The sequence below is a fragment of the Streptococcus sp. HMSC10E12 genome (assembly GCF_001807855.1).
Lineage (GTDB): Bacteria > Bacillota > Bacilli > Lactobacillales > Streptococcaceae > Streptococcus > Streptococcus salivarius.
This window is the reverse complement of record NZ_KV791089.1, coordinates 132717-147037: the sequence shown is the minus strand read 5'-3', so window position 1 is coordinate 147037 and position 14321 is coordinate 132717. Positions and strand designations below refer to the sequence as shown.

The 14321-nt window shown below is 40.2% G+C and carries 11 protein-coding genes and 1 riboswitch; of the genes, 8 read left to right on the top strand and 3 right to left on the bottom strand.

What is annotated here, in order from left to right:
- Nucleotides 1-32: 32 nt before the first annotated feature.
- Nucleotides 33-2279, top strand: coding sequence for a cell surface ecto-5'-nucleotidase Nt5e (gene nt5e, locus HMPREF3112_RS05435; protein ID WP_070438562.1), 2247 nt, complete (start codon nucleotides 33-35; stop codon nucleotides 2277-2279).
- A 35-nt stretch (nucleotides 2280-2314) separates the two neighbouring features.
- On the opposite strand, the gene HMPREF3112_RS05430 is transcribed toward nt5e, so the two are convergent.
- The 3 genes from HMPREF3112_RS05430 to HMPREF3112_RS05420 form a co-directional block, all read right to left on the bottom strand.
- Nucleotides 2315-3256 (bottom strand): AraC family transcriptional regulator, encoded by a 942-nt coding sequence (locus tag HMPREF3112_RS05430; RefSeq protein WP_081721229.1) that lies wholly within the window; start codon nucleotides 3254-3256, stop codon nucleotides 2315-2317.
- Nucleotides 3257-3399: 143 nt separating this feature from the next.
- A complete protein-coding gene (gene mnmE / locus HMPREF3112_RS05425) occupies nucleotides 3400-4770 on the bottom strand; it encodes a tRNA uridine-5-carboxymethylaminomethyl(34) synthesis GTPase MnmE (RefSeq protein WP_070438559.1) in 1371 nt (456 codons plus the stop codon).
- A 127-nt stretch (nucleotides 4771-4897) separates the two neighbouring features.
- A complete protein-coding gene (locus HMPREF3112_RS05420) occupies nucleotides 4898-6241 on the bottom strand; it encodes an alanine/glycine:cation symporter family protein (RefSeq protein ID WP_048675774.1) in 1344 nt (447 codons plus the stop codon).
- Nucleotides 6242-6337: 96 nt separating this feature from the next.
- Nucleotides 6338-6444, bottom strand: a riboswitch (glycine riboswitch).
- A 304-nt stretch (nucleotides 6445-6748) separates the two neighbouring features.
- Here HMPREF3112_RS05420 and pcrA point away from each other — a divergent pair.
- From pcrA to HMPREF3112_RS05385, 7 genes are all read left to right on the top strand, one after another.
- Entirely contained in the window at nucleotides 6749-9058 is a 2310-nt protein-coding gene (pcrA, locus tag HMPREF3112_RS05415; protein WP_048675776.1) for a DNA helicase PcrA, read from the top strand.
- A gap of 121 nt (nucleotides 9059-9179) precedes the next feature.
- Nucleotides 9180-10460 carry an O-acetylhomoserine aminocarboxypropyltransferase/cysteine synthase family protein gene (locus HMPREF3112_RS05410; protein ID WP_204373248.1) on the top strand — a complete coding sequence of 427 codons (1281 nt, stop codon included), beginning with the start codon at nucleotides 9180-9182 and terminating at the stop codon, nucleotides 10458-10460.
- 60 nt (nucleotides 10461-10520) lie between these two features.
- The gene (locus tag HMPREF3112_RS05405; protein ID WP_070438556.1) at nucleotides 10521-11276 is read left to right on the top strand and encodes an HAD-IIB family hydrolase; all 756 of its coding nucleotides are present in this window, start codon (nucleotides 10521-10523) and stop codon (nucleotides 11274-11276) included.
- Between the two features lie 63 nt (nucleotides 11277-11339).
- Nucleotides 11340-11834, top strand: a complete 495-nt coding sequence (tpx, locus tag HMPREF3112_RS05400) for a thiol peroxidase (RefSeq protein ID WP_037611582.1) — start codon at nucleotides 11340-11342, stop codon at nucleotides 11832-11834.
- Between the two features lie 124 nt (nucleotides 11835-11958).
- A complete protein-coding gene (locus HMPREF3112_RS05395) occupies nucleotides 11959-12579 on the top strand; it encodes a restriction endonuclease subunit S (RefSeq protein WP_048675785.1) in 621 nt (206 codons plus the stop codon).
- Nucleotides 12580-12667: 88 nt separating this feature from the next.
- The gene (locus HMPREF3112_RS05390) at nucleotides 12668-12901 is read left to right on the top strand and encodes a DUF1858 domain-containing protein (RefSeq protein ID WP_004182516.1); all 234 of its coding nucleotides are present in this window, start codon (nucleotides 12668-12670) and stop codon (nucleotides 12899-12901) included.
- Between the two features lies 1 nt (nucleotide 12902).
- Nucleotides 12903-14249 (top strand): DUF438 domain-containing protein, encoded by a 1347-nt coding sequence (locus HMPREF3112_RS05385; protein WP_048675787.1) that lies wholly within the window; start codon nucleotides 12903-12905, stop codon nucleotides 14247-14249.
- The last annotated feature ends 72 nt before the right edge of the window (nucleotides 14250-14321 follow it).

Here is a 14321-nt window from a genome sequence, read left to right as displayed (position 1 = left end):
AAACGATTTAAAAATCAGAAAGGTATTTTGGAATGAAGAAGAAAACAGTCGTTGCAACGACCCTATCAACCCTACTTGTCTCAACTGCCATCTTGGCCAATGCTGTCCAAGCTGACGAGGTAGAAACTCATGCAGCTGTTACAGCACCAAGCACTGAAGTAGTAGCTACAGAGGCAACTACCAATGCGACATCTACTGCAGCAACAACTGCATCTAGCGAGTCTGCAGCACCAGTAGCTAGTTCAACATCAGTTGTTACTGCTTCAACAGCTGAAATAAGCGAAACACCCGTTGCCACAGCAAGCGAAACTGCAACTGTAGCCGCAACTCCTACAACAGAAGTCGTAACAAATTCTAGCACAAGTGCCAGCAACGATACTGTAACAGTCCTTCACACCAACGATGTTCATGGTCGTATGGTTGAAGATGATCGTAATGGGGTTATTGGTGATGCCCTTTTGTCTGGTATCGTCAATGATTATCGTTCGAAAGGAACAACCATCGTCCTTGATGCTGGTGACTCATTCCAAGGTCTTCCAATTTCAAACAGTTCTAAGGGTGAAGACATGGCAAATGTCATGAATGCTGTTGGTTTTGATGCCATGACAGTGGGGAACCATGAGTTTGACTTTGGTCTTGACCAATTGCGTCGTTTGAGCAAACAAATCAATTTCCCAATCATCACATCTAACGTATATGTAAATGGCGTACGTCTTTTCCAACCATCTACAATCGTTGACAAAACACCTGGTGTTGATGGAGATGAAGTCGTTGTTATTGGTGTCACTACACCGGAGACAGCTACTAAGACACACCCACGTAATATCCCAGGTGTCTCTTTCACTGATCCTATTACTGAAGTTAAGGCTGTTGTTGACCAAGTGGAATCAAATGCCCGTGCCGAAGGTAAGGAATACAAGACTTATGTTGTCCTTAGTCACTTGGGGATTGATACAACAACTCCAGTTGAATGGCGTGGATCAACTTTGGCAGAAGCTCTTTCAAATTATGCCCCTTTGAAAGGAAAACGTGTTCTTGTCCTCGATGGTCACTCACACACTCTTCACACAGCGACATACGGCGATAACGTTACTTACAACCAAACTGGTAGCTACCTTAACAATGTTGGCCGCGTCGTTTATAATTCTGACCGTGTCTTGTCACATGGTGTGATCTCACACGACGAAGCTAAGAAAAATTATCAAGTTAACCCAACAGTTAAAGCTATGATTGATGATATCCAAGCTAAGTACAAGGCGGATTCCTCAAAAGTCGTTATTGAAAATAGCCCAGTTAAACTTAGCGGTGACCGTATGGACGTTCGTGTTCGCGAAACTAACCTTGGTAATGTGGTCGCCGATGCTCTCTTAGATTACGGACAATCAGCCTTCACACACAAGTCTAACCTTGCCGTGACAAATGGTGGTGGTCTTCGTGAAACAATCGCCAAAGACAAAACAATCACTAAAGGTGATATCATTGCCGTTCTTCCATTTGGTAACTCAGTTGCTCAAATTCAAGTAACAGGTCAAAATATCCATGATATGTTTGTCAAATCTCTTGGTTCTATTCTCCAAGTTGACGAAAGTGGTAAAACTGTTATGGACGAAAATGGCCAACCTCTTCTTGAACCATCTGGTGGTTTCCTTCAAGTCTCAGGAGCTCGTGTTTACTATGACACAACTCTTCCAGCTGAAAAACGTATCTTGTCAATTGACATTTTGGACCCAGAAACTGGTGTCTATAAACCACTTAACACTAACGAAACTTACTATCTTGTAACCAACGACTTCTTGGCTGCTGGTGGTGATGGCTTCACTATGCTAGGTGGTCCTCGTGAAGAAGGTCCTTCAATGGACACAGTCTTTGCGGATTACTTGACACGTGCAGACCTTTCTAAGTATGCCGTTATCAATCCAAATTCACGTACCATTTCAATTTCAAGTGCTGATTTTGCTGCCTTGAACAAAAAAGAAAATGCAGCAGACCCTACACTTAATCCTTTGGAACCTGTTACTCCATCAACTATTGCTAAAGATTTAGAAACTAGCAAACCAGTCGTATCTAAAGTAGTGACGACTCCTAATGGAAAAGTATTCTTCATTTCAACAAGAAGTGAAGCACTTAAAGAAACTGAAAAAGCGACAGAAGCTTCTGCTCAAACTGAAGTTCTTCCTACAACAGGTGACAAGGGCTCACACGCTGGTCTTCTTGGACTTGGTATGTTGCTAACTCTCTTTGGACTTAGTGGTAAACACAAAGGCAAAGAGAAAAACTAAGAAGTTTACAGATAAAAAAAGAGTTAACCATTTGGCTAACTCTTTTTTGTTTTCTTCTTGTTACTATGTGTCTTACGATACTGGCTTGGTGTTTGGTCGTAATAGTGTTTAAATTGGCGGTTAAAATTGGATAGGTTATTAAAACCAACATTAGTAGCAATTTCCAAAACTGGTTTAACGCTATTACGAAGCTCCTCGCAAGCAGCATTGAGTCTTGCTTGAATGATAAATTCTGTACAAGAGGTACCTGTATGTTGCTTAAAAATCGTCATAAAGTGAGTCTTACTATACCCCATAAGCTCTGATAACTTTTCAATAGTCAGATTTTCGGCATAATGTTGATTAATATAATCAATGATTTCCCGAATCTTTTCATTCTTACGATAATGATCATCAGAAGTTTTGCGCTCTACCAAACGATAGAAGTAGAGGAGGTAAATTAATTCTTCTAGTTTTGACTTGAGAAGGAGTTCATAGTGACGATCTTTCTGACGAATCATTTTAAAAATCTCAAAGAGGAGAGCTTTGATTTCCCTATACCCCTCGTCTGACGGTCTCAGGCATTGTTTAAACTTGAAATTAGAATTCTGTAAAGGCTGTAGGTAGCGTAGACTAAGCGGGTCCACCAGCGACTGTCCCAGCATATCCAAATGAAAATGTAAGGTGTCCGTATGATGAGGCTGATTATCTACGGGGTGAATCGAATGAAGGCCATTCGGACGTATTAAAAAGATATCTCCAGCCTGACTGTCAAAATAGTCATAATCAATGTGATAACGAGCTGTCCCCTCATAAACGTACTGAATCTCAAGTTCAGGATGCCAATGAAAAAGAATATCAGGGCGTCCATTTTCAACCTTAGTTTCCGTCAGTCGAAAAGGAAGCAGATTATCGTCAAAGTCTATCAAATGTTTAAAATCAGTATCAGTAGTTGCTTGACTCATGACAAACCTTTCAAAATCATAGGATAGTACCATGATAGCATTTTCTTTCTTAAAAAGCATGAGGTAATCGTCTTATGGTATTGATAGGTTTTAGTTTACATAACTTTATTTCTGTATTTATGATACAAAAAATAAAAAGATGACAGAGCATCTTTTTTACATAAATTTAGTTATGTTTATTTTCCTAGACAGAACTGGCTAAAGAGTTGCGTAATGAGTTCATCTGGGGCAGCATCACCAGTGATTTCTCCCAGAATTTCCCAAGTACGTGTCATATCTACTTGTAAGAGGTCAACAGGCATGCCTAATTCAAGAGCTTGATTGACTGCTTCAAGGCTTTCGAGGGCTTTTTCAATGAGTGAAATGTGACGGGCATTTGAGAGATAAGTAGCATCTTTCTCCACTAGACCAGCATTATCAAAGAAGAGTTGATTGATGCGATCTTCAATTTTGTCGATGTTTTCATTCTTGAGGACTGAAATCGGAATGACATCTTCAGGAAGCTCTTCCATTTGGATTGCTTGTGGAAGGTCTGTCTTATTTAGGAGAATGATTCGATTGCTATTTTGGCTGATTTCGAGTAATGTACGGTCTTGCTCAGTTAACGGTTCAGAGCTATTAAGGACAAGAAGAACCAGGTCAGCCTCTTCAAGAGCTTTCTTAGAACGCTCCACACCAATTTTTTCAACAACATCGTCTGTGTCACGGATACCAGCGGTATCAATTAACTTAAGTGGAACGCCTTTGATATTAACGTATTCTTCAATGACATCACGTGTTGTACCCTCAATGTCTGTAACGATAGCCTTCTCCTCACGTAGGAGATTGTTAAGAAGGCTAGATTTTCCGACATTTGGACGACCAATGATTGCCGTTGAAAGACCTTCTCGTAGAATTTTTCCTCGTTTGGCAGTAGCCAGAAGATTTTCTAGAAGTGCTTGGAACTCTTGAGTCTTTTCACGGACAAGATTTGTAGTAACTTCTTCAACATCATCATACTCTGGGTAATCAATATTCACTTCGACTTGAGCCAAAGTGTTAAGGATTTCTTGGCGAGTGTTGTTAATGAGATCCTTGAGCGAACCATCAAGTTGAGAAACGGCAACGGCCATAGCCTTATCAGTTTTAGCACGAATCAAATCCATAACAGCTTCGGCCTGGGTCAAGTCCACACGACCATTCAAGAAGGCACGTTTGGTAAATTCTCCAGGTTCGGCCATACGAGCGCCAGAACGGATAAGGAGTTGAAGGATTTCATTGGTTACAGCGACACCACCATGGGTGTTGATTTCTACGACATCCTCACGCGTAAAGGTCTTTGGTGCACGCATAACACTGACCATGACTTCATCAATGGTTTCATCATTTTCCACGATATGACCGTAATTGATAGTATGTGAAGCGACCGTTTCTAAATTTTTTCCTTTGAAAACCTTATTAGCAATAGCAACTGCATCGGTTCCAGATAGGCGAACGATACCGATAGCACCTTCACCTAAAGGTGTTGAAATTGCAGTAATCGTATCAAATTCTTTGGTAATTGACATAGTTATTCCTTTGGATTTTTTCTCTATTAGTTGTAAAATGATTTAATTTCATTGTAACGCAAAAGACCAGTAGTAGCAAGGATTGGTGCCGATAAAGTCAAGAAAAAAGAGCCTAGGCTCTTTTTGTTTATTTGTGACGTTCAAAGTAAGATTTAGTTTCTTTGAAGATGATTGGTGAGAGGACAAGAAGGGCAATCAAGTTAGGCAAAGCCATCAAACCGTTTACGATATCCGCAATTTTCCAAACAACATCAAGTGTAAGGTAACCACCAAGGGCAACCATGACCACAAAGATAAGGCGATAGAGTGGGAGGAATTTAGTTGATTTGAAAATGAATTCGAAACAACGTTCACCGTAGTAAGACCAACCCAAGATTGTTGTAAAGGCAAAGAGAACCAAAGAAAGTGTTAAGGCAATTTCACCAAATGTACCAAAAACAGAAGAGAAGGCAGCTTGTGTCATTGGGGCACCTTCTAGGCTACCTGACCATTGACCCGTTACAAGGATGGCAAGACCAGTAAGCGTACAGATGATAATCGTATCAATGAAAGTACCTGTCATTGAAATCAAACCTTGTTCAACTGGTTCTTCGGTCTTAGCAGCAGCTGCAGCGATAGGAGCTGATCCAAGACCTGACTCATTTGAGAAGACACCACGCGCAATACCAAGACGCATTGCAACCAAGACTGTTGCACCAGCAAAACCACCTACAGCTGCTTTACCAGTAAAGGCAGATTGGAAGACCATTTCAAGGACTGGAAGAAGTTGATTAAAGTTAGTAAAGATAACCACAAGAGCTGCCAAGATATAAAGCCCAGCCATAAATGGTACGACCTTTTCAGAAACTTTAGAGATAGATTGGATACCACCAAAAATGATAGCAGCAGTGATAAAAGCAAGAATGACACTTACGATTTTTGGTGACCAGTCAAAGCTATTTTGAAGTGAAGCGGTGATTGAGTTAACTTGAGAGAAAGTACCAATCCCCAACCATGCAACTAGCACACCTGCAAAGGCAAAGAAGTAGGCCAAGGGTTTAGCGATTGTTTGCCATTTCCCAGAAAAACCGTGTGTGATGTAATACATTGGACCACCAGAAACATTACCTTGGTCGTCAAGTGTACGGAATTTAATAGCCAAAAGACCTTCGGAATATTTAGTTGCCATACCAAAGAAAGCGGCAATCCACATCCAGAAAAGGGCACCAGGTCCACCCGTTTTGATGGCAGTAGCTACACCGACAATGTTACCTGTACCAACAGTTGCAGCAAGAGCCGTTGCAAGGGCTGCGAAACTAGAAATATCTCCTTCCCCTTTATCTTCAGAAAAGATAAGTTTAAAAGCTTTAGGAAGACGAAGAACTTGCAAAAGACCAAGACGAATTGTAAGGTAAATCCCAGTTCCTACAAGAAGGACCAGAAGGGGAGGACCCCAGACAAAATCATCAATGGTAGTAAAAAAGTCTAACATAAATTTACAATCTCCTTTAACCGAGACGTCAAAAAAGAGGTTTGGCTTAACCAGACCTCTGAGAATACAAAGCTATTACTACAAGTTAAAAAACTTGCGATGCTTTCTGTCCTTTTACCTGAGAGTTTCGGTTGTTACCCCTTGCCCCTTCGGTGTCTTGTTTACAGCTAAGGCTGCTTCAAGATCTCTCCAGAAGTCCGTCAATCACCAGTCATCCTGATGACATCACTCGGTTCTTATTTTATTGTGATTATATCTTATCGAAAAAACCGAACAGTGTCAACACTAATTTTCATCAAAAGTATAAAAATCCGAATATTATTCTTTAGCATGTCTTCCCCCAAAGCTAGAAAAAGCTAAGAATATGGGTAATCTTAAGCAAAGTACTTCCAATAAAAACAAACAATTATCTTCTAAAGTTATTTCAGATCCATTATGAATAGAGTCTGCATTTTCATCCAAAAAATGATAAAATAGTAGAGCCTATTTTTGAGAATGGAGAATATGATGAACCCATTATTAACTGGTATGAATGACAAACAGGCCGAAGCCGTCCAAACGACTGAAGGGCCTTTATTGATTATGGCTGGTGCAGGATCTGGGAAGACACGTGTGCTTACCCACCGCATTGCCTACCTCATTGACGAGAAAATGATTAACCCCTGGAATATCCTAGCCATTACCTTTACCAATAAGGCAGCTCGTGAGATGCGTGAACGTGCTATGGCTTTAAATCCAGCAACTTCAGAAACCTTGATTGCAACCTTCCATAGTATGTGCGTGCGAATTCTTCGTCGTGAAGCGGACCATATTGGCTACAACCGAAACTTTACTATCGTAGATCCTGGGGAACAACGTACTTTGATGAAGCGTATTCTCAAGAATCTGAACCTAGATCCTAAGAAGTGGAATGAACGTGCCATCTTAGGGACGATTTCCAACGCCAAAAATGACCTCTTGGATGAAGTGGCCTATGAGCACCAGGCCGGTGATATGTACACCCAAATTGTTGCTAAATGTTATAAGGCCTATCAAGAAGAGCTACGTCGTAGTGAAGCTATGGATTTTGACGATTTGATTATGATGACTTTACGTCTCTTTGACAAAAATCCTGATGTCCTCGCCTATTATCAGCAACGTTATCAGTACATTCACGTGGATGAGTACCAAGATACCAACCATGCTCAATATCAGTTGGTAAAACTCTTGGCTTCTCGCTTCAAGAATATCTGTGTCGTAGGTGATGCGGACCAATCAATCTACGGTTGGCGTGGGGCTGATATGCAGAATATCCTTGATTTTGAGAAGGACTATCCTGAAGCTAAGGTAGTTCTCTTGGAAGAAAACTACCGTTCAACCAAGAAAATTCTTCAAGCAGCCAACGAAGTTATCAAGAATAACCGCAATCGCCGTCCAAAGAAACTTTGGACACAAAATGATGACGGTGAACAAATTGTTTATTACCGTGCTAATGATGAGCGTGATGAAGCTGTTTTTGTTGCTTCAACAATCGACAATATTATTCGTGAAGAAGGTAAGAACTTTAAGGATTTTGCTGTACTCTACCGTACCAATGCTCAGTCTCGTACTATTGAAGAAGCCTTGCTCAAGTCAAATATTCCTTATACCATGGTTGGTGGTACCAAGTTCTATAGCCGTAAAGAAATCCGTGATGTCATTTCTTACTTAAACTTGATTGCCAATCCTGCGGATAATATTAGCTTTGAACGTGTGGTTAATGAACCTAAACGTGGAGTCGGACCTGGTACACTCGAAAAAATTCGTACCTTTGCCTATGAGCAAAACATGAGTCTCCTAGATGCATCAGCTAATATTATGTTGTCACCGATCAAGGGGAAAGCAGCTCAGGGCGTTTACGATTTTGCTAACATGATACTGAATCTACGTGACCAGCTAGACGGGCTAAGTATTACTGAAGCGGTAGAGGCTGTTTTAGATAAGTCTGGTTATCTGGATGCTCTTTCTATGCAACAAACACTTGAAAGTCAAGCACGCATTGAAAATATCGAAGAGTTCATGTCTGTTACTAAGAATTTTGATGAAACCAACTCCGATGGTACGGAAGATGAGACTGGTATTGACCGTTTAGGCCGTTTCTTGAATGATCTAGCTTTGATTGCTGATACGGACGATGGTGATATGGAAGCAGCAGAAGTAACCTTGATGACCCTCCATGCTGCTAAAGGACTTGAATTTCCAGTTGTCTTCCTTATCGGTATGGAAGAGGGAGTCTTCCCTTTGTCTCGTGCCTCAGAGGATCCAGAAGAACTCGAAGAAGAGCGTCGCTTAGCTTACGTAGGTATTACCCGTGCTGAAGAGATTCTTTTCCTTACCAACGCTAATACACGTACGCTTTTCGGTAAGACTAGCTATAATCGTCCTAGCCGTTTCTTGCGTGAAATTTCAGATGATTTATTACAATATCAAGGTCTAGCACGTCCAGCCAATTCATCATTTGGTGTTCGTTTTACAAAGGAAGAGCCAACACAATTTGGTCAAGGCATGAGTTTACAACAAGCGCTTCAGACCAGAAAAGCAAATGTACAACCTCAAAGACATACTGGTGCTCAGCCATTTTCAAAAGCTACTGGCGGACTACCTTTTGGTAAGACTTCAGACTCTGGCAATTCAGCTACTGACTGGGAAATCGGAGATATCGCTCACCACAAGAAGTGGGGAGATGGGACCGTCCTAGAAGTAACTGGAAGTGGCAAGACACAAGAACTTAAGATAAAATTCCCAGAAGTTGGACTTAAAAAAGTTTTGGCAAGCGTAGCACCTATTGAGAAGAAATAGAAAGGGACCGAAAGGTCCTTTTTAATAAGCCTTCCCTATCACATTGATAAAAAATTTCTATTAGACAGCTAGCTTTTCTGGGTGTAGAATGAAAGCAACTTTTGTTTTGGAGGACACCCATATGTCACGAGAATTTTCATTTGAAACCTTACAATTACACGCTGGACAAACACCTGACAAGGAAACAAAATCACGTGCGGTTCCAATTTACCAAACGACTTCATATGTTTTTGACGATGCTCAAGAAGGTGAAGATCTCTTTGCCCTTAGAAAACCGGGTAATATTTACACACGTATTACCAATCCAACAGTAGCAGTACTTGAAGAACGTATTGCAGCCCTCGAAGGTGGTGTTGGTGCCTTGGCTACGGCTTCAGGTATGGCTGCTATCACCTATGCTATCCTTGGTTTGGCACATGCTGGTGATCATGTAGTTGCTGCGACAACCCTCTACGGTGGAACATTCAATCTCTTAAAAGAAACTCTTCCACGCTATGGTGTCACAACAACTTTTGTAGATGTTGACAATCCTGAAGAAATAGAAGCTGCTATCAAAGATAATACCAAACTTGTATTGATTGAGTCTTTGGGAAATCCGCTTATCAACATTCCTGATTTTGAAAAAATTGCTGAAATTGCTCACAGTCATAAGATTCCATTGGTTGCTGACAATACTTTTGGTACTCCATATCTCATCAATGTTATCTCCCATGGTGTAGATATCGTGGTTCATTCTGCGACTAAGTTTATCGGTGGACATGGAACAACTATCGGTGGCCTTATTGTCGATTCTGGTAAATTTGACTGGGAAGCTTCAGGCAAGTTCCCACAGTTGGTTGAAGAAGACCCATCTTACCACAATATCAGCTATACACGTGATGTTGGTCCAGCAGCATTTATCACTGCCCTTCGTACACAACTTTTGCGTGACACAGGGGCTGCCTTGGCACCTTTCAATGCTTTCTTGCTTTTACAAGGACTTGAAACACTTTCACTTCGTGTCGAACGCCACGTCGAAAATGCTAAAAAAATCGTAGACTTTTTGGAAAATCATCCAAAAGTTGAAAAAGTGAACTATCCTGGATTGCCATCAAGTCCTTACTATGACTTGGCACAAAAATACTTCCCTAAAGGACCAGGTTCTATTTTCACTTTCCATGTTAAAGGTGGGCAAGACGAAGCACGTACCGTTATCGATAATCTTGAAATCTTCTCGGATTTAGCTAACGTTGCTGATGCAAAATCTTTGGTGGTGCACCCTGCAACAACAACTCACCAACAATTGGCAGAAGCAGATTTGTTGGCTTGTGGTGTCACTCCAAATCAAATTCGTATCTCAGTTGGTTTGGAAAACGCAGATGATTTGATTGAAGATTTAAAACTAGCCCTTGATAAAATCTAAGTATTTTGATACTAAATATTTAAACCAGCTCTTTAGCTGGTTTTTTGTTATACTATCCCTATGAAATTTGTTTTTGATTTGGATGGAACCCTATGTTTTGATGGTATAACCATGTCAAAAGAACTACAAGAGGTTCTTTTAACAGCACCAAAATACGGTCATGAGATTATTTTTGCAACAGCACGCTCTTACAGAGACTGTCTTGGTATTTTGGAGGGAGAATTGAAAAAACTGACAGTAGTTGGCTTAAACGGTGGTGAAGTCTTTCAAGATGAACTATTAGTATCTCAATACACAATACCTTCTAATGCTCTCAGAACGATTGTTAGCTACTGTGATACCTATAACCTCCCTTATTTTATTGATGATACCTTTAATTATGCTATACAAAATCCTGATCAGATTCCTTTCCTTTCAAATGTTGACCCATTAAACAAAGCAAGGATTTTGCCTGTCCAAAAACTTAATAAGCCTATTAAAGCTGTTATTCCACTTGCAGAGCATGAGGATATACGAAAAGATCTTATCTTTAATCTAAACAAACTGGAATGTTTAGACCTTACTTACCATGATATCGAAAGGTGTCTCTACATTAATCCAAAAGGAGTGACTAAGGCTAGTACTGTTTTAAACCACTTTGGTAGAGACTTTGTAGCTTTTGGAAATGACCAAAATGATATTTCTCTTTTCAAATATGCTATATATAGTGTGCAAGTTGGCGATTATCCCTATCTGAAAGACTTTGCAGACGAAGTCATTCCTGCAATTAATACAGTGATTGCTGAAAAAATTAAACTACTGTTTGAAAAGTTCTAAACAAATGCTTAGGCTTCTTGCTCTATTTGCAGTACAATAGTAAAAAAGTATTGGAGGATTAACATGCCAACATTTATTGGAAAACCAGTTACAGTAGCAGAAGACAAACAACTTCAAGTTGGAGATACCTTGCGTGACTTTAATTTGACAGCAACAGATTTGACGAAAAAATCACTTTCAGAATTCGACGGTAAGAAAAAAGTTATCTCTATCGTTCCATCAATCGATACTGGTATTTGTTCAACTCAAACGCGTACCTTTAACAAGGAATTGTCAGAACTAGATGATACTGTAGTTATTACTATTTCAGTGGACCTACCATTTGCGCAAGCTCGTTGGTGTGGTGCTGAAGGCCTTGAAAATGCCATCATGCTCTCTGACTACTATGATAATAGTTTCGGTAAAGACTATGGTGTCCTTATTGAAGAATGGCACTTGTTAGCGCGTGCCGTTTTAGTAGCAGACGCTGACAACAAGATTACCTATGTCGAATATTTAGACAATATCAATACTGATCCAAACTATGAAGCGGCAGTAGCAGCAGTTAAAAGCTTATAAAAGGGGCCCCGGTCTCTTTTTTATTTTATCTTTCTTACAGTTTTTACTTGCAAAAGTATTAGCTTCTTGCTATTATTGTATAGCAATACTTAATATGGATAGTAAAATATAAAAAGGAGATTCAATGTCTGAAAAAGAAAGACCTCAACTGATTATTGATTACGAAGCTAACACAGACAAACTTGTTCGTTTAGGCGATGTTGTCGATCAATTTAAAGGAAAAGCCGTCCCTGCTAAGGCAGAACCTGGCGAATTCGCTGTCATTAATCTATCGGATATGACACCCAACGGCATTGCTTACGATGACCTAAAAACATTTTCTGAGGAACGTCGCAAACTTTTACGCTTTCTCTTAGAAGATGGAGATGTTCTTATTGCATCTAAGGGAACTGTTCAAAAAGTTGCTGTTTTCGAAGATCAGGGCAAGCGTGAAGTTGTTGCTTCATCAAATATCACAGTATTACGACCTAAGGAAAAACTTCGTGGTTTTTACATCAAGTTCTTTCTTGAGACAGATATTGGTCGTGCCTATTTGGACTATGCTGATAAGGGAAAGGCTGTCCTCAATTTATCGACAGCTGACCTCTTGGACATCAAAATTCCTGAGATACCGATTGTTAAGCAAGATTACCAAATTGCGGCCTACCTACGAGGTCGTGCCGATTTCCACCGTAAGATGGTTCGTGCAGAGCAAGAGTGGGAAAATATCCAACACAATGTTACAGAAGCTCTATTTGGAAATTAACCAAAAGCCAGCAAACTAGGATTTGTTGGTCTTTTTTTATTATTCTCGTGTATAATGGTAGTAGCAAATATGTTATTAGGAGGTCATTATGACTACCAACACCATAGATTTATCACAACCAGTCGCAACAATCATAAAAGAGCATCCAGAGGTTAAGGATTTACTGATTGACCTTGGTTTTAAGCCCTTGTCTAACCCAGCTATGCTAAATACTGTCGGTAAGGTGACCAGTCTAAAAGCCGGCTCTAAGTTAGCTAATATTCCCCTAGATAAAATCAAGCAAACCTTACTATTCAATGGTTATGATGTCATCGGAGACTAATATGGAAAACAATCGTATTCAAATACTCAAAGAAATACTTCTAGATTTACACCAGGGAGCCAGTCCCGAGAGTGTTCAAGAGCGCTTCAATCAACACTTCAGGGGAGTATCTGCCCTTGAAATCTCTATGATGGAGCATGAATTGATGTCTTCTGAAGATGGAGTTACCTTTGAAGATGTGATGAGCCTTTGTAATGTTCACGCGAACCTCTTTAAAGGAGCTATTGCAGATGTGGAAGTGGCAGACGCTGATCAAGAGGGCCACCCTGTCTATGTCTTTAAACAAGAGAATTTAGCACTACGTTCAGCTATTCTCCGTATCCGACGTATCATAGAAAATATCAGTAAGCCCGAAAATGAAGACTTTAAATCTGACCTAGTCAATGGACTTAAACATCAGATGTCTTTATTGGGACAATTCCATAACCATTACACACGTAAAGAAAAGCTCTTCTTTCCAATAATGGAGCGTTATGGTCATGATTCTCCTCCAAAGGTTATGTGGGGTGTAGACGATGACATCCGAAAACTCTTTCGAGATGCAGAAGCTAAACTAAAAGAACTTCCAGATGCTGATTTCGAAGAATTTTCAAAGTCCTTTGAAGCTTTCTCAGAAGAATTTGAAGCTATGATTTTCAAGGAAGAAGCTATCTTACTTATGATTCTGCTTGAAACCTTCACGCAGGATGATTGGCTTTCAATTGCCGAAGAAAGTGATGCCTATGGCTATGCAATTATAAAACCTACAGCCGTCTGGAAACCTAAGCGTGAGCGTTTTGAGAAAGACAATACGGAAACATCGCAAGAACAGTCAGGTCTGAGCACTGACGCACATACGGGCAATACCCGAATTATTGAAACCCCAGAAGGGCAATTCACCATCAGCTTCACCCCAAAACCAAAAACTGAAACTGTCGTTGATAGAGAAACAACGCAACCTTTTGGCAATGGTTATCTTTCTGTGGAGCAGGCCAATCTCATCCTCAATCATCTTCCTTTGGAAATCACTTTCGTCAATAAAGACGATATTTTCCAATACTATAATGATAATGTTCCTGCCAATGAAATGGTTTTTAAACGAACACCTAGCCAAATTGGACGCAACGTTGAACTTTGTCATCCGCCAAAAGTACTTGATAAGGTCAAGAAAATTTTTGAATTACTAAGGAGTGGTGAGCGTGACCAAGTTCCAATGTGGTTCAAGTCTGAACGTTTAGGAAAATTCGTCTATGTTACCTATGCAGCTGTTAGGGATGACAAGGGAGACTTTCAAGGTGTCCTAGAATATGTGCAAGATATTAAACCTTTCTTTGAACTAGAACGCGATCTTAAAAGAGATATTGATTAAAAAGCTAGCAGTCTTACGACTGCTTATGACTATAATACTCAAGAGGTTTGAGACTTTGCTCTCTGCCTCTTT